Raw genomic sequence first — 21,222 nt, forward strand, 5'->3', positions numbered from 1 at the left:
TGAGCATCATGACCCTCGCAGCCAGCACGCCGATTCGTCTCCCCGGGGAAGATTCGCGCGTGAATTTGCTCGGCCTGACCGCGGAGCAACTGCGTGCCTGGGTGGTTGATCTGGGCGAAAAACCATTTCGCGCCACCCAACTGCTGAAATGGGTTCATCAACGCCGCGTCAGCGATTTTGATGAGATGACCGATCTCGCGCGCTCCCTGCGCGACAAGCTCAAGGCGCTCGCCTGCATCCGCCCCCCCACCGTTCGGCTCGACCAGCATTCGCGCGATGGCACGCGCAAGTTTCTGCTGGATCTGGCCGGCGGAGGATCGGTGGAGATGGTGTACATCCCCGAGGATGATCGGGCGACGCTCTGTATTTCCTCGCAGGTGGGTTGTTCGCTCGCCTGCACTTTCTGCTCCACGGGGCGACAAGGCTTCAACCGCAATCTGACCACGGCCGAAATCGTCGGCCAGCTCTGGCTTGCCGAACGGCTCATCGAGCGGGAAGTCCATGTCAACCGCGCGATCAGCAATGTCGTGTTCATGGGCATGGGCGAACCCCTGCTCAACTTCGACACGGTGATCGATGCCGCCCAACTGATGCTCGATGACAACGCCTATGGCCTGTCGCGGCGGCGGGTCACCATTTCCACTTCCGGTATCGTGCCGGCCATCGACCGGCTGGCCGAACGGCTGCCGGTTGCTTTGGCGATTTCCCTGCATGCACCCACGGATGCACTGCGCGACGAGCTGGTGCCCATCAACCAGAAATACCCACTGGACGCCCTCATGGCGGCCTGCGACCGCTACGCGACCGTCGTGCCGCATGGGGCCATCGTCTACGAATATGTCATGCTGGAAGGCAAGAATGACTCCCCCGAGCATGCCGAGGCGCTGATTGCCCTGCTCGCGCCCCGCAAAGAAGCGGTCAAGGTCAATTTGATCCCGTTCAATCCCTTTCCGGAATCGGGCTACCTGCGTTCCTCGCGCAATCGGATCGAACGCTTCCGCGCCGCACTCAAAGCGGCCGGCATCAATACCGTACCGCGCAAAACCCGGGGTGAAGATATCGACGCGGCCTGCGGACAACTCGTCGGCCAGGTAGAAGATCGAGCGCGGCGGCAAGAACGGCTCGCCGCCATGGGTTTGGTGAATCGAGAACGGAGTGTTTGACATGGTGCCTGCAACGACACAATCCCACTACACCGCGCGCCGTGTGACTGCGCTTGCCTTGCTCTTGGCGACCAGCTTGTTAGCCGGCTGTGCCAGCCTGCAGCAGCAAACGCCGCCTGGCAACATGAACGGCCTGCCGAACAATCCGACCGAAAACCAGCAGGCCGCGCAGATCAATACCGAACTTGCCGTCGGTTATTTTCGAGAAGGCCACATGGATGTCGCGGTCGAAAAAGCCAAGCGTGCCATCTATTACGACAGTAACTTCGCGCCCGCGCATCATGCCTACGCTCTGATTCTGGATCGTCTGGGCGAAACCCAGAAGGCCGGGGAAGAGTTCGCCCGCGCCTATGCGCTCGATTCACACAACTCGGATCTCGACAACAACTACGCCACCTTTCTGTGTGGCCAAAAAGAGTTCAGCAAGGCGCAAGAACTGTTCCAGCGCGCCTACAGCGATCCGCTCTACAAAACCCCGGAATTCGCGCTCGCCAACTCGGGTGTCTGTTATGAATCGGCCAATGATTCGGCGCAGGCCATCAAGCAATTCAACGAGGCGCTGGCGCGCATGCCCGGCTACGGCCCGGCGTTACTGGGTCTGGCTCGGGTGCACTATGCCACCGGTGACTACGCCGCCGCCGCACAAGACATGAAACGGTACGAAGCCAACAACCGCCACACCCCGGATACGCTTCAGCTCGCCATCCGCATCGACCGGGCAACCGGCGATCAGCAGTCGCTGGCCAATCATGTCCTCATTCTCAAAGGGCGTTTTCCCGATTCCCCCGTCGCCAAGTGGTTTGATAGCGGAGCAAAATAAATGAGTCAACAAAACCTGCCCGGCAGCCCACCGCCGCTCGGCATCAATCAACGCCAGACAAGTCATGAAGACAGCGCGCCAAGCATACCCAGCTTCTCAGGCGCATCCAGCCTCGGCGCCATGCTGCGCGATGCCCGGCAAAAACAGGGGTTATCTGCGGCCGATCTCGCCAGCAGCCTGAATCTCGACCTCGTGGTGGTGGAAGCCATCGAGAACAATCGCCTCGATGAAGCGCCGGAGCCACTGTATGTCCGCGCCTACCTCAAACACTGGGCGGGGATGATGAACACCAATCCCGCCCCCTGGATTGCGGCACTCGATGCCCAGACCCACGACCGATCTCCCAGCCATCGGGTCAGTGCCCGCACTCCGGTGGACGCCGTCCGACCTTCACGGGCGCGCGGAATTCAGCGGCGGAGCGGTGTCGTTGGCCTGATCTGGCGCCTGCTGGTCGTCGGCATTTTGCTTGGCGCGGCCGTCGCCCTGTTGGCGCTCGCGCTGCCGAGCTTCTGGCAAAAAGTCACCCAGTGGCTACCGCATCATGACCGTGCCGCATCGGCGGACAGCGCCCTCGCCTTGCCGGTAACCGCGTTGCCGGCACCCACGCCGACGGAGCCGACCGCACCCGCCGCAAGTCTGCCCTTGCCGCCCCCGCCGACGCTGGCCACACCGGCAAATCCAGAACCCTCGCCCATCGATGCGGCAACGACCGCGCCTGCGGTCGCTGCACCCGTCAGCCCGGCGCCTTCTCCCGCCGCCGAGCCGGTCGCGCCGATGCCCGCCGATGCGTCGGCCGCGCCAGCCAAATCCGAGGCTCCGACCAACGCGACCACCGCACCGAGTGCCGACACCCCGCACAATCCCCTGAAAATTGCCGTAACGAAAGCGGATTGCTGGGTCGAAGTGCGGGATGCAACCGGCAAACGCCTCATCTACGATGTGCTGAAAAAAGGCAGCGAACGCAGTCTCAACGGCAAGGCACCCTTTACCGTCGTGCTCGGTCATGCCGATGGCGTCGAAGTCACCTGGCAAGGCAAGCCGGTCACCCTGGGGACGCCGAACAGCACCACCGGCATCATTCGCACCACGGTAGGCGGCTCATGAGTCACCCCACGGCACCAACCATTCGCCGGCTGTCCCGCAAGATCCGGGTCGGCGGCGTGGCGGTGGGCGGTGATGCCCCCATCGCCGTGCAAAGCATGACCAACACGGACACCTGCGATGTCGCCGCGACCGTTGCGCAAATTCAGGCGCTGAAAAAAGCCGGTGCCGATCTCGTGCGCGTCTCGGTGCCCTCGATGGAGGCCGCCGATGCCTTCGGCAAGATTCGCGCGCAGGTGGACATCCCGCTGATCACTGACATTCACTTCGACTACCGGATTGCCCTGAAAGTCGCGGAACTCGGCGCCGACTGCCTGCGCATCAACCCCGGCAATATCGGCCGGGAAGATCGCGTGCGCGCGGTGATCGACTGCGCCCGCGACAAAGGCATCCCGCTGCGCATTGGCGTCAATGCCGGTTCCCTCGAAAAAGACCTACAGCAAAAATATGGCGAGCCGACCCCAGCCGCCATGGTCGAATCGGCACTGCGGCATATCGACATTCTCGACCGGCTCGATTACCCCGAATTCAAGGTCTCACTCAAAGCCTCGGATGTCTGGATGACTGTGCTGGCCTACCGCACGCTGGCCGGGCAAATCGAGCAACCGCTGCATCTCGGCATTACCGAGGCCGGTGGGCTGCGCGCCGGTGCCGTCAAGTCCGCCGTGGGACTGGGCATGCTGCTGGCCGAGGGCATTGGCGACACCATCCGCATTTCGCTGGCCGCCGATCCCGTCGAAGAAATCAAGGTCGGCTGGGACATCCTCAAATCCCTGCGGCTGCGCAACCGAGGCGTGAATCTCATTGCCTGCCCGTCCTGTTCCCGCCAGGAGTTCGATGTCATCAAGGCAGTCAACGCGCTGGAAAGCCGGATCGAAGACATTGACCAAGCCATCGATGTGGCCGTGATCGGCTGCGTCGTCAATGGCCCCGGCGAGGCACGGGAAGCCGCCGTCGGCCTGACCGGCGGCCAGCCCAACCTGTTGTATCTGGATGGCAAACCCGTCGGAAAACTGACCGAGGCGGAACTGGTCGAAGGCGTGGAACGCGCCATCCGCCAGCAAATCGCCGCCCGCACCGCCACGCCCTCCGCCACCGCATCATGAGCAAAACCCTGCATTCCCTGCGCGGCATGCACGACACGCTGCCCGAACAAACCCCGGCCTGGCTGGCCTTGGAATCCACCCTCGCAGCCACGGCGCGCGCCTATGGCTACCAACAGATCCGCATGCCCCTCGTCGAGCACACGGCGCTGTTCGCCCGCAGCATCGGCGAGGTGACCGACATCGTCGAAAAAGAGATGTACACCTTCGAAGACCGCAACGGCGATTCACTCACCCTGCGCCCCGAAGGGACGGCCAGCTGCGTCCGCGCCTGTCTGGAACACGGCCTCATTCACAACCAGCAACGCAAACTCTGGTACCTGGGGCCGATGTTCCGCCACGAGCGGCCACAAAAGGGTCGCTACCGGCAGTTTCATCAATTCGGGGTCGAAGCGTTTGGCATCGCGGGTGCCGAACTGGATGTCGAATTGATGCTCATGGCCGCCCGCCTGTGGCACCAGCTCGGCATCACCGAGGTGGCCTTGCAGATCAACACGCTCGGGAGCAGCGAGGCGCGCGCCGCCCACCGCGCGGTGCTGATCGACTATCTGCAAGGCCATGCCGAGGCGCTCGACGAAGAAGCCCGCGCCCGGTTGCACACCAACCCGCTGCGCATTCTCGATAGCAAGAATCCCGCCGTGCAGGCCGTGGTGGCGCAAGCCCCGGCACTTGAGGACTATCTCAGCGCGGAAGACCAGGAAAATTTCGCGGAAGTCCAATCCCTGCTGACGGCGGCCGGTGTTCCCTTTACTGTCAATCCCCGGCTGGTACGCGGGCTGGACTACTACAACCGCACTGTATTCGAGTGGGTCACGACCGCGCTGGGTGCCCAGGGCACGATTTGCGCGGGCGGGCGCTACGATGGCCTGGTCGCGCAACTGGGCGGCAAGGCCACGCCCGCCGCCGGATTTGCCATTGGGCTGGAACGGCTGATCGAACTCATGGCGCCCACGGCGGAAGCGCAAACCGCCGATCTGATCGTGCTCTGGCCAGAGCCTGCCCACAAGCCACTCGCGCTGACTGCCGCCGAAGCCTTGCGGCACGCCCTGCCCAGCGAACGCATTCAATGTGTGCTCGATGGCGGCGGGCTGAAAAATCAGCTCAAACGGGCGGATCGCAGCGGCGCGCGGTATGCCATCCAGATCGACACCTCGGCGGGTACGCCGCCCCGCTGGCAGATCCGCGCCCTGCGCGAGGGGCTGCCTCAACCCGGCGAAGCCGTGCTCACCCCGGCCGAAGCGCTGCAATGGCTGACCGCCCACGCGCACAACCGATTCCCCGGATAACCCCCATCAGGACGACATCATGACAACGGCTGACGACGAACAACTCGACCAACTCCGCACCCTGTGGGCACACTATGGCAAGACGCTGATCGCCGGGCTTGTGCTCGGCCTCATCGTGCTCGGTGGCTGGCTGGGCTGGCAGAACTGGCAGGCGCGGCAACAAACCGCGGCGGCGCTGGCATTCCACCAAATCGAACAACTGGTGCGCGCCCAACAACCGAAAGCCGCCATGGAAGCCGCCCGCCAACTCGCCACCGACCATCAAGGCAGCATCTATGCCGCGTTGGCATTGCTGGTCGCGGGCAAAGAAGCGATGGCACAGAATGACCTCCCCAAGGCAGAAATCTACCTGCGGGACGCGATGAAAAACACCCATGAGCCCGCCTTGATCGCCCTGGCGCAACTGCGGCTGGCCAAGGTGCAGTGGGCGGCCAACCAGCCCAGCCAGGCACTGGCGACCCTGGCTTCCCCCGCGCCGCCGCCGCCCTATGCCGGTGCCTTTGCGGATTTGACGGGCGACATTCAGGCCAGTCAAAAAAACTGGGCTGCAGCCCGGGCAGCCTATGAGCAAGCCCTGAGCAGCGATGAAGCGCAGGCGGGCTTCATCCAGATCAAACTCGATAACCTCCCGGCCAGCCCATCCAAGGAGACCCCCGCATCATGATCTTTGCCTCACTGACTCCACGCCGACCGGGGCGCCTGGTCTGGCTGAGTGTTCTGCTGCCTCTGGGTCTGACCCTGCTGGCTGGCTGTTCCCCAACCCGCGAACTGGTCAAACCGACCCCCCTCACGCAAATCGATAACCGCCTCCCGCCTAAGGTGCTCTGGAAGGCCAGCGCGGGCGCCGCCCAGAAGGACGGCCTCAAACGCATCGCCCCGGTCATCAGCAAGGAACGCGTCTTCGTGGCCGATGCCCAAGGCCATGTCACCGCCTACGACCTCAAGACCGGCCAACGCCTCTGGACGGCAGCGCTGGATATGCCCCTCTCGGTTGGCGGCGGCGCCAGTGCAGATCAAGTCATCTTCGGCAGCGACACCGGCGCCGTGGTTGCCTTGGCCACCGATTCCGGCAAAACCTTGTGGCATGCGCAAGTCCCCAGCGCGGTCGAAGCGGCACCATCCGTCGGCGAGCACGATGCCGTCGTGCGCAGCAAGGATGGCTCGGTCAGCCTGCTCGACAATCAGGATGGCCGCATTATCTGGACCGTGAACCACAAAGAACCCGTCATGACCCTGCAAGGCCAAAGCCGCGCACTGCTGTTTCCCGATGCCGTCGCGCTGGGGTTTGACGATGGCGAATTCGCCGTCCTATCGCGCGCAGATGGCCGGGCGCTGTGGAAGAATCAGGTCGCCTTGCCGACGGGTCGCACAGAAATCGACCGCATGGTTGATATCGACAGCACGCCGATTTTTGCCGATGGATTTTTCTATGTCGCCAGCTATCAAGGCCGCATCACGGCCATCAGCGCCCGGGGCGGACAAACGCTGTGGAGCCGGAAATTCTCCAGTTTCACCGACATGACCCTGGATGCGCATGCCCTGTACGCCACCGATGCTAGCGGCATTGTCTGGGCGCTCGACCGGCGCACCGGCGAACCGCTGTGGCGGCAGCCCGCGCTGGCCTGGCGCGGCGTCACCGGCCCGGTGCTCAACCACGGCGAGCTGGTGGTGGGTGATCAAGAAGGCTACCTGCATGTGCTGGATCCGCAGACCGGAACGATCATTGGACGGCTGCGGCTTGACGGCGCCCTGATCGACCCCATGCGGAGTGAGGAAGGCGTCGTCGCGGCCGTCACGCGCGCGGGCGATCTCGTCGTGTTCCAGCTACCCTAACAAGATGTTGAAAAAGGGCTTTCCTGCCCCTTTTCAACTCGGCTTATCGCGGCGGGCTTACGCCAGCTTAACGCGGCGCTGACGAAGTCCGCGTTCGTGTCCGCGACGGCCTCAAAAGATCAATCACTTAGCGTGATTGATCTTTGTGCAAGCCATCCATGGCTTGCCTTACCAGGCACGGCACCCAGCGACACAAACCCCGCGTGCGCGGGGTTTGTCGTTCTGCCCGATCGTCCTGCCATACCGTCGGAGGGAAGCGATACCATGCCCGCGCTTGTGAACTTCCTGCGCCGCAGCCTTCGCCCCTTCTTGATCGGGGTGCTCCTGCTGTTGATCTGGAAGATCGTCCTCCCCTATCAAGCCGCCGTCCGCATCGATCAGGCACTCTCGAACTGGGCGCAGACGCAACCCGATGTGCAGATGATCCGCGCCGCGCAACAGCCCTTCGACCGAAGCTATCAACTGCATTGGCACCCTGATGGCGCACAGGATCTCCTGATCCTGAACCTGGAACTCCATACGCAGCCGCCCATCTTGGAACAAGGCCGCTGGATTTGGGGACGGTTGGTGCTGACGCTCGATGCCCGCAGCCCCTGGCAGATCCGTCACTGGAACGGAGAGCCCTTGCGGGTCGCAGGTCAGGTCACGGGGCTGGGTCAGTGGCAGTTTCAGCTATCCCCCGCTGGCGAACCGACGCCGACCGAGGGCCTGAACGCAATCCGGTCGGCCGACACTGGGGAATGGCGGTTCGAAGGCAACTTGCCGGGACTGATGCTCACCCAGGGGCAGCATGCCCTGTGGCTGGGACGAAGCCAATGGCTGCTCCGGCAGTACCGCACACCCCCGACCGATCGCGCCGAGGAACCCTGGCTCGACAGCCTGCAAGGCAACCTGCATATTCGACGCCTCGGCTGGCGCTGGGGCGATACTCGAGGACAACTCGATCACCTCGATGTGCAAATGAGCAGTGAAGGTTCGCGGGCACGCCGGCTGAGTGGGTTTTTCGGATTGATGGCGCGCCAGATCGTCTGGACCTCTGCGCCCCTCGATCCCCCACGCGACACCGAGCGCGCGGCGCTCGGCACCGCCCTGGATCGTCTGCATCTGACCAGCCAATGGCGCGGCACCGACGACCGCTTTTATTCCGCCCTCGGGCAAGTCGTGCGCAGCATCGCCGACTCCATCGCGACCCAGCGCCATCCCTTCCAGCACAACGAGCCGCTGACCCTGGCGCTGGATGCGCTCTGCCAGAGTATCGGCACCGGCTCGGCCTGGCTCGACAGCACGGGCGGTTCCGCCCGCCTCGGCAGCTGGCGGCTAGAGGCCAGCATCCCCGGCGCCGATGCTGCTGCCGCAGTGCAGAGCGGGCTGAGCGCACAACTCACCGCGCAAGGCGCAGTCCGCGCCGAGTTGATGAGGCGCCTGGCGCTCCCCGCCCTGCCCGCGCCGGATGCCCCCAGTGGCTGGCAAATTCAGTACCATTCCCCGCATTGGCATATTCAACCTCTCTCATCCCACGGAGCCGCCCCCGATGCGCACGCTCTACCCGCCGACTGAACCCCGCGTCAACCACAGCCTGCCCGTGGCCGCCCCGCATGTGTTACACATCGAGGAATGCGGCAATCTCCACGGGATTCCCGCCGTCTTTCTGCACGGGGGCCCCGGTGCCGGTTGCGCCCCCTGGCATCGACAATTGTTCGATCCGGATCGCTACCGCATTATCCTGATCGACCAACGCGGCGCGGGGCGTTCCACCCCGCACGCCAGCCTGATCGACAACACCACCGCCGACCTCGTTGCCGATCTGGAAACGGTTCGCCAACACCTGGGTATTCACCGCTGGCTGGTCTTCGGTGGCTCCTGGGGTTCGACCCTGGCCATGGCTTATGCCGGTGCCCATCCCGAACGGATACTCGGGCTGATTCTGCGCGGGATTTTTCTCTGCCGCCCCGAAGATATCCGCTGGTTTTACCAAGACGGTGCCCATCACCTGTTTCCCGACTACTGGGCGGATTACCTCGCCCCGATTCCACCGGACGAACGACACGATCTGGTCGCCGCCTATCATCGCCGCCTCACGGGGGACGACGAACTCGCCCGTATGCAGGCCGCCAAGGCTTGGTCCACTTGGGAAGGACGCACGGCCACCCTCCTGCCGGATGCCGCAACCGTGAACTATTTCAGCGATCCGCACCACGCGCTCGCCATCGCGCGCATCGAAAATCACTATTTTTACCATCAGGCATTTCTGGCAGAACCGCTGCTCGCGCAGGTGCCGCGCTTCGCGCATCTCCCCGGGGAGATCATTCATGGCCGTTACGATGTCGTCTGCCCGATCGACCAGGCCACCGCGCTCGCCAACGCCTGGCCGCAGGCCAAATTTACGCGGATCGATCATGCCGGACATGCGGCGAGCGAACCCGGCATTCTCGATGCCTTGATCCGTGCGACCGACCGGTTTAGTGAATTGCTCGCCGACCAGGCCAATGGCCACGGCGGAGCCTGAGGACATATTGAAATAAACAACCCGGCCAAGGCCGGGTTGTTGCGCGGATCAAGCCGTGCTTAGAAGCGGTAGCTCACGCGCGTATAAATCGAGCGCCCGGGGCCGGGCACCGGCACGCCAAAGGGTACGCCATTGATCGCCATGGTTTTGCCCTGACCGACATACACCCCGCCCTGCGGCAGGTTGTAGAAACGGTTGAACAGGTTGTCGATGCCCACATCCACCCGCAGGCCATGCCAGGTGTAGCCGGTGCTCAGGTTCACCAGAGCATAACCGCCCGTGGCCGGTTCACCGCGCACCGCCGTGGTGTCGCTCTTGGCACCGACGAACACCGTCTCCACAGTGCTCTGCCACGCGCCGCGCTCATGCACGAGGGCGACCTTGCCCGTCCAGGGCACGATGTTGTACAGCGCATCGCCCGTGGCGGTGGTCCGGCCATGGATATAGCTGATCTGCCCTTTAGCGCTTAGGCGGCCAAGCCCGGCGCTCTCGGCCAGCACCGTATGCGCCGATAGATCGGCACCATAGAGGCGGGCATTCTGGTTGACATACTGCAACACATTGAACTGATTCGGCTTGCAAGTCACGCCCGGCGCGCAGCGGACATCGATATAGTCCTCAACATACGAATAATAAGGCGCGAGTTTCACGCCCCAGCGCTTGCCGGTGGCATCGTGCCAGTCCGCGCTCGCACTCAGGGTGTTGGCTTTTTCCGGGGAAAGGGTCATGTTGCCGACATAGCCATTCCCGTCGCCGACGAAATTATTCATGATCGCCGCCATGCCCCAGGTTGACCAGGGATAGACTTCGTACAGGCTCGGTGAACGAACTTGTCGGGCAAAGCCGAATTCATAAGTTTGCCCCGCATCCGGGGTATAACGCGCGAGCGCCGAGGCATTGAGATTGTGATCCGTCCGGCTGCGATCGGCGGCGTTGAACGCGGCCGCATCCTTCGCCGTGGCCATGTAACTGTTCATCATGCCGCCCGGGGCGGTGCTGTAGCCGCGCACTGGATCGGCATCCATCCGCACCGATTCGCCGCGCAGGCCAAACTGGGTCAACCAGGCTTGATCCCACTGCCGTGTCCACTGGGCATACAGCGCGGATCGGTCACGCTGGCCGTTATTGATGTTCCAGAAAGTGCCGGGCGCCATCATGCCGGTGCCGGACGGCGGCCACCAGTCATCCAGTCGATACTTCTGCCACTCCGCCCCCAACTCCAGCGCATCCCGCGCCGTCAAATCCCAAGTGGCCGCGAGCTTGGCGCCCGTGGTGGTGGATTCGGTATTCATCGGCATCCCCGGCGCATTGCCGTACCAGAACTGCCGGTCTTCGCCGAAATTCATTTCATGATTGACATGCTGGCGGTACAGCCGGGCCTCCAGCTTGCCCCAATCGTACAGCCCCCGATACCGCGCATTCAGTTGGGTACTGCGGTTGTCGGTCATGTCCATCCGCTGGTTCGGGTAGTTTTCGTAGGGGATGCGCTGAATGCCGCCCGACAGCTCGAACAGCTGCGTGCCCGCATCGTTTTGATAGGCCGCGCTCAATTGATGATTCTGTGCCTTGTAGGCGGTAGAACCGACGGTATCGCCATCCAGCCAATGGCTGATGCCCGTGTTGATGTCGGCGGGCTCGGTCGAGGACAAACCCGCGGGCTTGAAGCTGCCGCCGGCCTGATAGTCCTCCGCTTGCGCCGTGGAACCGTGATAGCTCAGGCTGAAGTTTTGCGTCGCCAGCGAGGCCGCGAGGTTCCCGCCATAACCCCGACCGTTGCTACGGTAGAACCCGCCGATCTCACCGTGGGTGACCGTGCCCTCACCGGGTTTGGCAAACACCGGATCGGCCGAATCCACCACGATCGCGCCGCCAATGCTATCGCCACCGACGCTGACCGGCACCACACCGGTATAGACCCGCACCGAGCCGACATTCGTCGGGTCGATATACGACAAGGGCGAATTCATGTGGTTGGGGCAGGCCGCGATCAGATTCATGCCATCGACCTGCGTGGCCAGCCGCTCATCGGCCAGCCCGTGAATCACCGGCAGCCCCGACACACCCCCCGCGCTGTACAGACTTACGCCGGGGAAATCGGTCAGCAGCCGGGCAGTGTCACTGGTTCGCGCCCTGGCTTCACTAAGCGCCGAATCCGACAACACCGAAGCGCCCAGCGGAGCGGTGGCCGGTTGCTCGCCTACGATCTGAACCGGCGGCAACTCGGTCGGCGGGGTCGCAAAAACAGAGGCAGGCAGCGCGGCAAAAGCCAGCGCCAAGGGAGTGCGTTTGAATTTCATAGGCAAGCGTCTCGTGATTCGAAGGGCTCCAGCCGCATCCCGCGATGCGACACCGTGCTTTTAAAAGCGCGATATAAGAGCAATCGACATGCCAACACTCAACCCGTTGATCAGGCACGGGATTAATACCCCAAAAGCCCCAGAACCTGCGTCAAATCACCCAAAAATGTGTCCTATGCCCCAATCAGACAGGCGCCCGCCTTGCGACATCCCGGCGTTCGGCCTCAACCGAACGCCACCGTTTCGGCTTGCCTACCAGGATGTTGAAAAAGGGCTTTCCTGCCCTTTTTCAACTCGGCTCGTCGCGGCGGGCTTACGCCAGCTACGCGTTCATGTCTGCGACGGCCTCCGAAGATCAATGAATTAACATGATTGATCTTCGTGCAAGCCATCCGTGGCTTGCCTTACCGGGTCGTTGAAAAGAATTTTTCAACGGCCTGCTACTTCCTGCCGGAACCGCCCCCCGAATGCGTCGGCTTAGGCGCTTTGGGGCGGCGATTGCCTGCCGCCGGTTTCGGCTTGCCTGCAGCAGACTTAGGCTTCGCCGCCGCCGCACCCACACGCGCTGCCGCACCGCGCGCTTTCACTGCGTTCTGGCTCCCGGTGTTGTTATTCACGCCGCTGCGCGCACCGGGCGCTCCCCCCGATTTTTCGCCTTTACCCGCCAACCCCGCCACCCGCGAAGTCAGGCTGCCCGCGCCCTGAGCCGCTTCTTCCTGCGCGCGCCGCTGCGCATTGCGGGCGGACTTGCGCTTCATGCTGGCAATTTCGCGCTCTTCTTTCTTTTCCTTGTAGCGTTGCAGCGGGGTGCGGTTGTCAAACTTGCCTTCATACGGATTCTCGTCCGTGCGCAATTCCAGCCGCACCGGCGTACCCATCAGGGAAAATTCCCGGCGAAACCAACCTTCGAGATAACGGGCATAACTGCCGGGCAAGCGTTCGAGCTGTTTGCCGTGAATGACGATGATCGGCGGGTTACTGCCGCCCTGGTGGGCATAGCGCAGCTTGATGCGCCGCCCATGAATCAGCGGCGGCTGATGCGCGAACACCGCGGCTTCGAGCGACTTGGTCAGGGCGTTGGTACTCATGTTACGCATGGCCGCCGCATAGGCCGCGTCCACGCTCTCGAACAAGTGCCCGACACCTGTGCCATGCAGGGCGGAAATAAAGTGCATCTGGGCATAGTTGATGAAGCTGAGCTTGAGGTCGATTTGCCGTTTGACCTCATCCCGGGCGTAATCGGTCATGTTGTCCCATTTGTTGATGGCGATCACCAACGCCCGCCCCCGATCATGAATGAACCCCAGCAAATGCTGATCCTGCTCGGAAATCCCCTCGTGCGCATCGCAGACCAAGACCACGACATGGGCCGCCTCGATGGCTTGCAGCGTTTTGACGATGCTGAATTTTTCGATCATGTGATCGACCCGCGACCGGCGGCGCACCCCGGCGGTGTCAATCAGCGTATAGGGCTGGCCGTTCTGCTCGAAGGGGATGTAGATGCTGTCCCGCGTGGTGCCCGGCTGATCGAACGCCAGCACGCGATCCTCGCCGAGCAGCCGGTTGGTCAGGGTGGATTTGCCGACATTCGGCCGACCGATGAGCGCGACGCGAATCGAATCATCGGCGGGGACATCCGGCACCGCGCCCGCTGGATTGGCCTGCACCAGCTGTTCGAGCAAGGCCTGCCACAGCGCGCTGATGCCCCGACCGTGCGAGGCCGTGGTCAAGACCGGGTCGCCCAGCCCCAGGCGGGCAAATTCCGCCTGCACCAGAGATTCATCCACGCCGTCGATTTTATTGACGACGAGCTGAATGCGCTTCCCCGTGCGCCGCAGACGCTCGGCAATTTCCTGATCGGCCACCGTCATACCGGCACGCGCATCGACCAGAAACACCACCGCATCGGCCTCGGTGACCGCCGCCCAGGCTTGTTCCTGCATCAGCGCCTCGATGCCGCCGCGCTCGCCCGTCAAGCCGCCGGTGTCGATGACGATGAACACCTGCCCTTCGTATTCCGCACTGCCGTATTGCCGGTCGCGCGTCAGCCCGGCGTAATCGGCCACCAGCGCCGCGCGGGTTCGGGTCAACTGGTTGAACATCGTCGATTTGCCGACATTTGGCCGACCAACCAAAGCAATCACGGGTTTCATCAATAAACCACTCAAAACCAAAGAATGGCGGCGATTATCGCAGCCTTGCCGCGGAAAGCCACCGTCGGCCAGTAAAAGCCATCGTACAATGCCGACCATGAACGCAATGGCCAATCGGTGGGCGGTGCCCAGCAAGAAATTGTCGCGCCTCGTGGCGCGCACGCTGGTGGAATTTTTGATGCTGCGCCCCGGCGACCGGGTGCTGGTCGGACTATCCGGCGGCAAGGATTCGCTCTCGCTGCTGCACTGCCTGCGCTTTGTGCAGCAACGCGCGCCCTTCGCATTTGAACTCGGCGCCGTCACCATCGACCCGATGGTCGGCGGCTTCGACCCGAGCCCGCTGGTGCCTTACCTCGCTGAACTCGGCATTCCGTATTTTCTGGTGCGCGAGGATATCGTCGGCCTGGCCAATGAACATATGCGCGGCGATTCGTACTGCGCGTTCTGTGCCCGCATGAAACGCGGGCTGATTTACAAAACCCAACGGGAACACGGTTATGGCGTGCTCGCGCTCGGGCAGCATCTGGATGATCTGGCGGAAAGTTTTTTGATGAGCGCCTTCCACGGCGGCAAACTCAACACCATGAAAGCCCATTACCGCAACGATGCCGGTGACTTGCGGATCATCCGCCCCTTCGTGCGGGTGCGCGAACGGATGCTGGTCGATTTTGCCACCCAGCATGCTCTGCCGGTCATTACCGATAACTGCCCGGCCTGCTTCGCCAAACCCACCCAGCGCGCGCACTTCAAGGCGCTGCTCGCCGAGGAGGAGCGGCGCAACCCGCAGTTGTTCCGCTCACTGGCGGCGACGCTCACCCCGCTGATGCGCGAAGGGCTGGACGCGGCGGTGGGTCAGCCATGACGGTGCGACGCACCGCGCAATCGACCGGACGACCGGGGCGCAGCCGGATGCGCCTGTGGGCGCTGCGCGCCGCCCTCGGCCTGTTCGCGGCCTTGCCGCTGCGGCTGGCGCATGGTCTGGGCGCAGCCCTCGGCTGGCTGGCCTGGGTCAGCCGCAGCCGCCTGCGACGAATCGCCGAGGAAAACATCGCGCGTTGCCTGCCCGAACTCAATGCCGAGGAGCAGACCCGGCTGGTTCGACAGCATTTGCTGGAAACCGGCAAAACCCTCACCGAACTCGGCCTCATCTGGCGCGGCAGCAAACCCAGGATCGACCGGCTGGTGCGCGGCATTCATGGCAAGGCGCATCTCGACACCGCCCTGGCGGCGGGCAAGGGCTGCATTCTGCTCGCCCCCCACAGCGGATCCTGGGAATTTGGCGGGTTATATACCGCCACCCTGACCCCGATGAGCACGATCTACCGCCCGCCGCGCGAGCCCGCATTCGAACGCCTGATGACCCAGGGTCGAACGCGCTTTGGCGCGCAGCTCGTGCCCGCCGACCGCCGGGGCGTCAAAGCGCTGTTCCTGGCGCTGCAACGAGGCGAGCTGGTCGCCATCCTGCCCGATCAGGAGCCGGGCGTCGGTGAAGGCGCCTTCGCACCGTTCTTTGGTCAGCCCGCCTATACCGTGACCTTGATCCATCAGCTCCTGCAGAAAACCGGCGCGCGGGCGGTCTTCGGGCGCACCGAACGGCTGCCGCAGGGGCGGGGCTATGTGCTCAACTATTATCCCGCGCCCGAGGCACTCTACGATGCCGATGTCACAATCTCGCTGACGGCATTGAACGCGGCGGTCGAGCAGATTGCGCGAGAAAATCCCGCGCAGTATCAGTGGAGTTACCGGCGTTTTCGGCGCCAACCGCCGCCGCCGGCGGTTAGCGGTACGGATCCGGCCGATCCGGGGTCGCCGTCTTGAACAGCTTGAGTGACCACATGTATTGCGGGGGATCGAGCGCAATCAACGCCTCCAGCGCCTGATTGATCGCCCCGGCAGCCGCCCGATCGTCATTTGGGGGCACAGAGACCGGCGCATGGATCAACAACTGGTAACGCCCAGTTCGCAGATCGAGCTGTCCCAGCGCGGGGTAAATCATCGCCCGGCTCACCGCGGCAATCTTACCGGCCAGGGGAATCGTCGCTTTTTCTACGCCGAAGAACGGGGCGAACACGGAATGCGCTTCCCCCAAATCCTCATCGGCGATGTAAAAAAATCCCTGCCCCGCCCGAAGGTGTTTCAGATGCGGTTTCAGCCCCATGTGCCGAGGATAGACCCGCGCGCCGTGCCGCTCCCGCCCGCGTTCGAACAGCCAGTTCAGCAGCCGGTTTTTGCCGAAGGGCTTGTACATCGCAGAGCCGGTCATCCGCATCGTGAAATAGTGCCCGACCCACTCCAACCCGGCGCCATGCCCGGTAAGCACCACCCCGCCCTGCGCCACCAACTGATCGAAGAGCAAAGGATCACTGACCGTGGTTTGGCGCTGCAGATAACCGGGCGAGCGAAACCACAGCCGTCCCAAATCCAGCAAGGCATAGGCCTGAAGGAGAAAATGCCGCCGCAGCCACGCAGCCCGCACCGCGTCCGGCTGCTGCGGAAAGCACAAGGCGAGATTGGTTGCCACGATCCGACGACGCTTGGAATACAACCGGCGATACAGCGCCGCCACCCCCCAGGCGACACCCAGCCGCAGCCGATGCGGGGCATAGGCCAACAGCCACAACAGGCCGAACAACAGCCAGACGAACCCGTAGCGCGGACAAAGAAACGCCCAGGAAAAGGGTTGCGTCGCGCCCTGCGGGGCAGATTCGCCCCGGCTCATCGACGCCAGAACATCGGCAGGAACAAGACCAAAACGGTGAAAATTTCCAACCGTCCCAAGAGCATCGAGACCGTCCCGACCCACAGCGTCGCCGTCGAGACCGTCGCGAAATTTCCGGCGACCGAACCCAGACCCGGCCCGGCGCTGGTGAGCGTCGCAATGGTCGCTCCAAACGCCGACACCACATCCAGCCCGGTCGCCATCATCAAAAAGAAGATCACGCTGAACACGAACACATAGGCGGCAAAAAACGCCCACACCGCGCTGATGACCGCCGGGCTGATCGCCCGGCCCCCGAGTTTGACCACAAATTCCCCATGCGGGTGCACGAGTTTACGCAGTTCATTCAGCCCCTGCCGGGACAGCAGCAGCATCCGCACGACCTTGAGTCCGCCGGAAGTCGAACCGGCGCAGCCGCCGATCAAGGCCGTCGCCAGCAACAGCACCGGCAGAAACACTGGCCAGGGTGTCGCATCCGACAGACCAAATCCCGTTGTCGTCATCAGGGTGATCAACTGAAACAAATTCCAGCGAATGCCCGAGAGCCATGCTTGCTCGGGTTGGGAAATCAGCACCGTCAGCACGAGGAGGGCGAAAAAAACCAGCAGCAGCAGGGCGAAAAACTTGAGTTCCGAGCTGCGGGCGTAATCCCGCAACGACCAGTGCCGCAAGGCAAGGTAATGCAAGGCCATCGGGGTCGCGCCGAGCAGCATGAACACCTCGGCCGTCAGCTCCATGCTGAAGTCGTTGAAATAGCTGAAACTCGCATCATGGGTCGAAAAGCCGCCGGTCGATACGGTGGCAAAGGCGTGGCCAACCGCATCGAACCAGCTCATCCCCTCGATCTTGAACAACAGGGCGCAGGCCAGGGTCAGGCCGGCATAAACCAGCCACAGCGCCTTGGCGGTGTCGGCGATCCGGCCAGACACCCGCTCGTCTTTCATCGGCCCGGAAATTTCGGTTTTGTAGAGCTGCATCCCGCCCACGCCAATCAAGGGCATGAAGGCCACCACCAGCACGATGATCCCCAAGCCCCCCAACCACTGGAGTTGCTGGCGGTAAAACAGAATGCCCTTGGGCATCGTATCGAGCCCCACCAGCACGGTGGAACCCGTCGTGGTAAAGCCCGAGACCGATTCAAACACCGCCTGGGAAAAATTAATCTTGAGCGCCGGTTCCAGATAAAACGGCACCGCGCCCATCAGGCCGAGCATGACCCAGAACAACACCACGACCAGAATGCCATCGCGCAGTTTCAGCTCACGGCGGGAACGCGCCAGGGGCAAAAACAGCGCCAGCCCCAAACCCAAGGCGATCAGGAAGCTGATCTCGAACGGCGCCAGCGTTGCATCGCCCATCAGCAGGCCGATGATCCACGGCGGGATGAAGGTGAAGGCAAACACGATCAGCAGCAAGCCCATCACCCGCCCAATCGCCAGATATTGCATGGGGTTCCTCAGAAAAAGCCGAAACGCACGGCAAACAACTGCTCGATGGTGCCCACCAGCCGCTTGTCGGTGACGAACAGAATCACATGGTCATCGGTATGGATCAGCGTATCGTGATGGGCAATCAACAGCTCATCGCCCCGCAGCAGCGCGCCGATCGTCGTCCCCGGCGGCAAGGGCAGCTCATCGATCCGCCGTCCGACGACCTGCGAAGTAGTCTTGTCGCCTCGGGCAATGATCTCCATGGCTTCAGCCGCCCCACGGCGCAGGGAATGCACACTCACCACATCCCCCCGGCGCAGCCGGGTGACCAGGTGGCCGATCGTGATGTTGTGCGGCGACAGGGCAATGTCGATAGCGCCCATGTGGATCAGATCGACATATTCCCCCCGATTGACGATGCACATCGCCTTGCGCGCGCCCAGCCGCTTGGCCAGCATCGCCGAGAGGATGTTGTCCTCATCGTCGTTGGTCAGCGCCAGAAAGACATCCATGTCCTCGATGTTTTCTTCGAGCAGGAGCGCGCTGTCGGTGCCCGAGCCACTCAGTACGATGGTGCGGTCGAGCGCGGTGGCCAGAGCCCGCGCTTTCTCCGGGTTGTTGCTGATGAGTTTGACGGCGAACCGATCCTCCAGCGCCGCCGCCAGCCCGCCGCCGATATTGCCGCCGCCAGCGATCATGATGCGCTGATAGGGCCGTTCCAGCCGCCGCACCACGCTCATCACCTCGCGCATGTCTTCGGTGCGCGCGAGGAAAAACACCTCATCGCCGACTTCGATCACCACATCGCCATCCGGATGTACCGGCGTATCCCGACGGTAAATGGCCGCCACCCGCGCCTCCGTCTGCGGCAACAGGGCGGCCAGATGGCGGATCGGCCGACCGGTCAAGGGGCCATCGACTTCGGCACGCAGCGCGATCAGCCGCGCCTTGCCGCCCGCGAAATCCCGCACCTGCAAGGCGCCGGGATGCTCCATCAGCCGCACGATATATTCTTTGATCAACCGCTCCGGGTTAATCAAAAAATCCACCGGAATCGCGTGGTTATCGAACAAGGCCGGATGATCCTGGTATTCCGGGGTGCGCACCCGCGCAATCTTGGTCGGCGTGCGAAACAGCGTCCACGCCACCCGGCAGGCCAACATATTGGTTTCGTCCGAACCGGTCACCGCAATCAACACATCGGCATCGGCCGCGCCCGCCGCTTCCTGCACGGCAGGATTCGCGCCCGCGCCCTGCACGGTGCGAATGTCCAAGCGCTCCTGTAGCCGGATCAGCGTCTGGTTGTCGGTATCGACCACCGTCACCGAATGCCGCGCCTCGGTCGATAACACATTGGCCAGGGAGGAACCCACCTGCCCGGCTCCAAGCAGAATGATTTTCATCGATACCCCCGGAACCTAGCTACGCTCATTCGCACTGATACCTAAGGATTTCAGTTTGCGGTAAAGATTGGTGCGTTCCATGCCGGTGATACGCGCCAATTCGGTCATCGAGCCCTCGCAGGCTTTCAACTGCGCCAGAAGGTAACGGCGCTCGAACTCATCGCGTGCATCGCGCAGGGGCAGATCGAGATTCAGCGAGATCAGGCTGTTGGCCACGCCCTCCGCCGCATCGCCACGGGCGGGTAAAAACCCCAGCGCCCGCTGGACTTCCTGCTCGTCGATCACCTCGCCGTTCCCAAGAATCAACATGCGCTGCACGAGGTTTTTCAGCTCCCGCACATTGCCGGGCCAGGAATGCGCCTTGAGCAGGTTGCGCGCCCCGATGGTCAGTTCCCGCCGGGGAAGCCCTTCAAACCGGTGCGCGGCATCGAGATAGTGTGACAGCAGGACGGGCACATCCTCGGGATGATGGCGCAGGGGCTCGATCGGCAGGGGCACCACCGAGAGGTGATAGAACAAATCTTCCCGGAATCGTCCCGCGCGCACCTCGGCCTCGAGATCCTTACGGGTCGCGGCAATCACGCGGACATCCACCGCAACGGGCTCCGCGCCGCCGACGCGGAAAAAGGATTGATTTTCCAGCGCAGAAATCAATTGCATCTGCGTCTGTTCGTCCATATCCGCCGCTTCGGCGATAAACAGCGTGCCGCCATTGGCCTGTTCGAGCAGCCCATAACGAATCTTGCCATCCACCTCTGAGCCGAATAACTCGACGGCGGCGTTTTGCCGCCCGCCCATGGCCACGCTGCCGGTATCGATGAACGGGAAATGCCGCCGGGGCGAATGATGGTGAATAAACCGCGCCAGCGCCTGCTTGCCCGTGCCCGGTTCACCGAAGATCAGCACCCAGGCGTCGTGTCCGGCGACTTTCTTGGCCTGCGCCCGCAAGGTCGTCATGTATTCGCTTTCGCCAATCAGTTCGAACGGATCGGGCGCCGAGCGTTTGAGATGCTCGTTTTCCCGCAGCAGCCGGTTATTTTCCAGCCCGTGTTCGATCACCAGCAGGAGTTTGTCGAGAGAAATCGGCTTTTCGATGAAGTCGAAGGCGCCCAGCCGCGTCGCCTCGACGGCGGTCTCCACCGTGCCATGACCGGACATCATCACCACCGGCCAGACCAGTTGCCCCGCTTCGTGCCATTCCCGCAGCAGGGAGATGCCATCCTGCCCAGGCATCCAGATGTCCAGCAGAATCAGATCCGGGCGGCGCGAGGCAATCGAATTGCGCGCCTCGGCGGCATCGGCCGCGCTCGATACGGTGTAGCCCTCATCGGTCAACACCTCCGCCAGCAGGGAGCGAATCTCGCTTTCGTCGTCAACGACCAGAATATGTCCAATGCTCATAGGGCAG

16 protein-coding genes and 1 pseudogene are annotated in these 21,222 nt (G+C 63.0%); 11 read left to right on the forward strand and 6 right to left on the reverse strand.

The window, feature by feature from the left end:
- Nucleotides 1-8 precede the first annotated feature (8 nt).
- The 9 genes from rlmN (at nucleotide 9) to pip (ending at nucleotide 9,812) form a co-directional block, all read left to right on the forward strand.
- Complete coding sequence (gene rlmN / locus VOI35_RS08655; protein WP_407275652.1) at nucleotides 9-1,163, forward strand: 23S rRNA (adenine(2503)-C(2))-methyltransferase RlmN; 1,155 nt, start codon at nucleotides 9-11, stop codon at nucleotides 1,161-1,163.
- A 1-nt stretch (nucleotide 1,164) separates the two neighbouring features.
- Complete coding sequence (pilW, locus tag VOI35_RS08660; RefSeq protein ID WP_407275653.1) at nucleotides 1,165-1,983, forward strand: type IV pilus biogenesis/stability protein PilW; 819 nt, start codon at nucleotides 1,165-1,167, stop codon at nucleotides 1,981-1,983.
- On the forward strand, nucleotides 1,984-3,087 hold the full coding sequence (locus VOI35_RS08665) for a RodZ domain-containing protein (protein ID WP_407275654.1): 1,104 nt from the start codon (nucleotides 1,984-1,986) through the stop codon (nucleotides 3,085-3,087). It begins immediately after the preceding gene.
- Entirely contained in the window at nucleotides 3,084-4,190 is a 1,107-nt protein-coding gene (gene ispG, locus VOI35_RS08670) for a flavodoxin-dependent (E)-4-hydroxy-3-methylbut-2-enyl-diphosphate synthase (protein ID WP_407275655.1), read from the forward strand. Before VOI35_RS08665 ends, ispG begins: the two co-directional genes overlap by 4 nt.
- On the forward strand, nucleotides 4,187-5,473 hold the full coding sequence (gene hisS / locus VOI35_RS08675) for a histidine--tRNA ligase (RefSeq protein ID WP_407275656.1): 1,287 nt from the start codon (nucleotides 4,187-4,189) through the stop codon (nucleotides 5,471-5,473). The genes ispG and hisS overlap by 4 nt, the downstream gene beginning before the upstream one ends.
- 19 nt (nucleotides 5,474-5,492) lie before the next feature.
- Complete coding sequence (locus VOI35_RS08680) at nucleotides 5,493-6,137, forward strand: YfgM family protein (RefSeq protein WP_407275657.1); 645 nt, start codon at nucleotides 5,493-5,495, stop codon at nucleotides 6,135-6,137.
- Nucleotides 6,134-7,306, forward strand: coding sequence for an outer membrane protein assembly factor BamB (bamB, locus tag VOI35_RS08685; RefSeq protein WP_407275658.1), 1,173 nt, complete (start codon nucleotides 6,134-6,136; stop codon nucleotides 7,304-7,306). The genes VOI35_RS08680 and bamB overlap by 4 nt, the downstream gene beginning before the upstream one ends.
- A 264-nt stretch (nucleotides 7,307-7,570) precedes the next feature.
- The gene (locus tag VOI35_RS08690) at nucleotides 7,571-8,863 is read left to right on the forward strand and encodes a hypothetical protein (RefSeq protein ID WP_407275659.1); all 1,293 of its coding nucleotides are present in this window, start codon (nucleotides 7,571-7,573) and stop codon (nucleotides 8,861-8,863) included.
- The gene (gene pip, locus VOI35_RS08695; protein ID WP_407275660.1) at nucleotides 8,838-9,812 is read left to right on the forward strand and encodes a prolyl aminopeptidase; all 975 of its coding nucleotides are present in this window, start codon (nucleotides 8,838-8,840) and stop codon (nucleotides 9,810-9,812) included. The genes VOI35_RS08690 and pip overlap by 26 nt, the downstream gene beginning before the upstream one ends.
- A 59-nt stretch (nucleotides 9,813-9,871) precedes the next feature.
- On the opposite strand, the gene VOI35_RS08700 is transcribed toward pip, so the two are convergent.
- Nucleotides 9,872-12,109, reverse strand: coding sequence for a TonB-dependent receptor (locus tag VOI35_RS08700; RefSeq protein ID WP_407275661.1), 2,238 nt, complete (start codon nucleotides 12,107-12,109; stop codon nucleotides 9,872-9,874).
- A 764-nt stretch (nucleotides 12,110-12,873) separates the two neighbouring features.
- Nucleotides 12,874-14,262, reverse strand: a pseudogene (gene der / locus VOI35_RS08705) (ribosome biogenesis GTPase Der); the annotation flags it as partial.
- A gap of 106 nt (nucleotides 14,263-14,368) precedes the next feature.
- Here der and VOI35_RS08710 point away from each other — a divergent pair.
- Both VOI35_RS08710 and VOI35_RS08715 read left to right on the forward strand, forming a co-directional pair.
- Complete coding sequence (locus VOI35_RS08710) at nucleotides 14,369-15,124, forward strand: tRNA 2-thiocytidine biosynthesis TtcA family protein (RefSeq protein WP_407275662.1); 756 nt, start codon at nucleotides 14,369-14,371, stop codon at nucleotides 15,122-15,124.
- Complete coding sequence (locus VOI35_RS08715) at nucleotides 15,121-16,080, forward strand: lysophospholipid acyltransferase family protein (RefSeq protein ID WP_407275663.1); 960 nt, start codon at nucleotides 15,121-15,123, stop codon at nucleotides 16,078-16,080. The genes VOI35_RS08710 and VOI35_RS08715 overlap by 4 nt, the downstream gene beginning before the upstream one ends.
- Here VOI35_RS08715 and VOI35_RS08720 read toward each other — a convergent pair.
- Genes VOI35_RS08720 through VOI35_RS08735 form a run of 4 tightly spaced genes read right to left on the reverse strand, consistent with a single transcriptional unit; the run spans nucleotide 16,040 to nucleotide 21,215 of the window.
- Nucleotides 16,040-16,981, reverse strand: coding sequence for a lysophospholipid acyltransferase family protein (locus tag VOI35_RS08720; RefSeq protein WP_407275664.1), 942 nt, complete (start codon nucleotides 16,979-16,981; stop codon nucleotides 16,040-16,042). The genes VOI35_RS08715 and VOI35_RS08720 overlap by 41 nt on opposite strands.
- Nucleotides 16,978-18,429 carry a potassium transporter TrkG gene (locus VOI35_RS08725; protein WP_407275665.1) on the reverse strand — a complete coding sequence of 484 codons (1,452 nt, stop codon included), beginning with the start codon at nucleotides 18,427-18,429 and terminating at the stop codon, nucleotides 16,978-16,980. The genes VOI35_RS08720 and VOI35_RS08725 overlap by 4 nt, the downstream gene beginning before the upstream one ends.
- Nucleotides 18,430-18,437: 8 nt before the next feature.
- Nucleotides 18,438-19,814 (reverse strand): Trk system potassium transporter TrkA, encoded by a 1,377-nt coding sequence (gene trkA / locus VOI35_RS08730; RefSeq protein ID WP_407275666.1) that lies wholly within the window; start codon nucleotides 19,812-19,814, stop codon nucleotides 18,438-18,440.
- Between the two features lie 15 nt (nucleotides 19,815-19,829).
- Entirely contained in the window at nucleotides 19,830-21,215 is a 1,386-nt protein-coding gene (locus VOI35_RS08735) for a sigma-54-dependent transcriptional regulator (protein ID WP_407275667.1), read from the reverse strand.
- Nucleotides 21,216-21,222: the final 7 nt, after the last annotated feature.

The organism is Halothiobacillus sp. DCM-1 (assembly GCF_045689735.1).
In the GTDB taxonomy this organism is placed as follows: Bacteria; Pseudomonadota; Gammaproteobacteria; order Halothiobacillales; family Halothiobacillaceae; genus Halothiobacillus.

Bases quoted from the DNA above. Each gene is read 5' to 3' on its own strand.
- VOI35_RS08725 (WP_407275665.1), bottom strand. From the start codon at position 18,429: ATGCAATATCTGGCGATTGGGCGGGTGATGGGCTTGCTGCTGATCGTG.
- pilW (WP_407275653.1), top strand. From the start codon at position 1,165: ATGGTGCCTGCAACGACACAATCCCACTACACCGCGCGCCGTGTGACT.
- hisS (WP_407275656.1), top strand. From the start codon at position 4,187: ATGAGCAAAACCCTGCATTCCCTGCGCGGCATGCACGACACGCTGCCC.
- VOI35_RS08720 (WP_407275664.1), bottom strand. From the start codon at position 16,981: ATGAGCCGGGGCGAATCTGCCCCGCAGGGCGCGACGCAACCCTTTTCC.
- pip (WP_407275660.1), top strand. From the start codon at position 8,838: ATGCGCACGCTCTACCCGCCGACTGAACCCCGCGTCAACCACAGCCTG.
- VOI35_RS08735 (WP_407275667.1), bottom strand. From the start codon at position 21,215: ATGAGCATTGGACATATTCTGGTCGTTGACGACGAAAGCGAGATTCGC.
- VOI35_RS08710 (WP_407275662.1), top strand. From the start codon at position 14,369: ATGGCCAATCGGTGGGCGGTGCCCAGCAAGAAATTGTCGCGCCTCGTG.
- VOI35_RS08690 (WP_407275659.1), top strand. From the start codon at position 7,571: ATGCCCGCGCTTGTGAACTTCCTGCGCCGCAGCCTTCGCCCCTTCTTG.
- trkA (WP_407275666.1), bottom strand. From the start codon at position 19,814: ATGAAAATCATTCTGCTTGGAGCCGGGCAGGTGGGTTCCTCCCTGGCC.
- rlmN (WP_407275652.1), top strand. From the start codon at position 9: ATGACCCTCGCAGCCAGCACGCCGATTCGTCTCCCCGGGGAAGATTCG.
- VOI35_RS08680 (WP_407275657.1), top strand. From the start codon at position 5,493: ATGACAACGGCTGACGACGAACAACTCGACCAACTCCGCACCCTGTGG.
- VOI35_RS08665 (WP_407275654.1), top strand. From the start codon at position 1,984: ATGAGTCAACAAAACCTGCCCGGCAGCCCACCGCCGCTCGGCATCAAT.
- ispG (WP_407275655.1), top strand. From the start codon at position 3,084: ATGAGTCACCCCACGGCACCAACCATTCGCCGGCTGTCCCGCAAGATC.
- VOI35_RS08700 (WP_407275661.1), bottom strand. From the start codon at position 12,109: ATGAAATTCAAACGCACTCCCTTGGCGCTGGCTTTTGCCGCGCTGCCT.
- VOI35_RS08715 (WP_407275663.1), top strand. From the start codon at position 15,121: ATGACGGTGCGACGCACCGCGCAATCGACCGGACGACCGGGGCGCAGC.
- bamB (WP_407275658.1), top strand. From the start codon at position 6,134: ATGATCTTTGCCTCACTGACTCCACGCCGACCGGGGCGCCTGGTCTGG.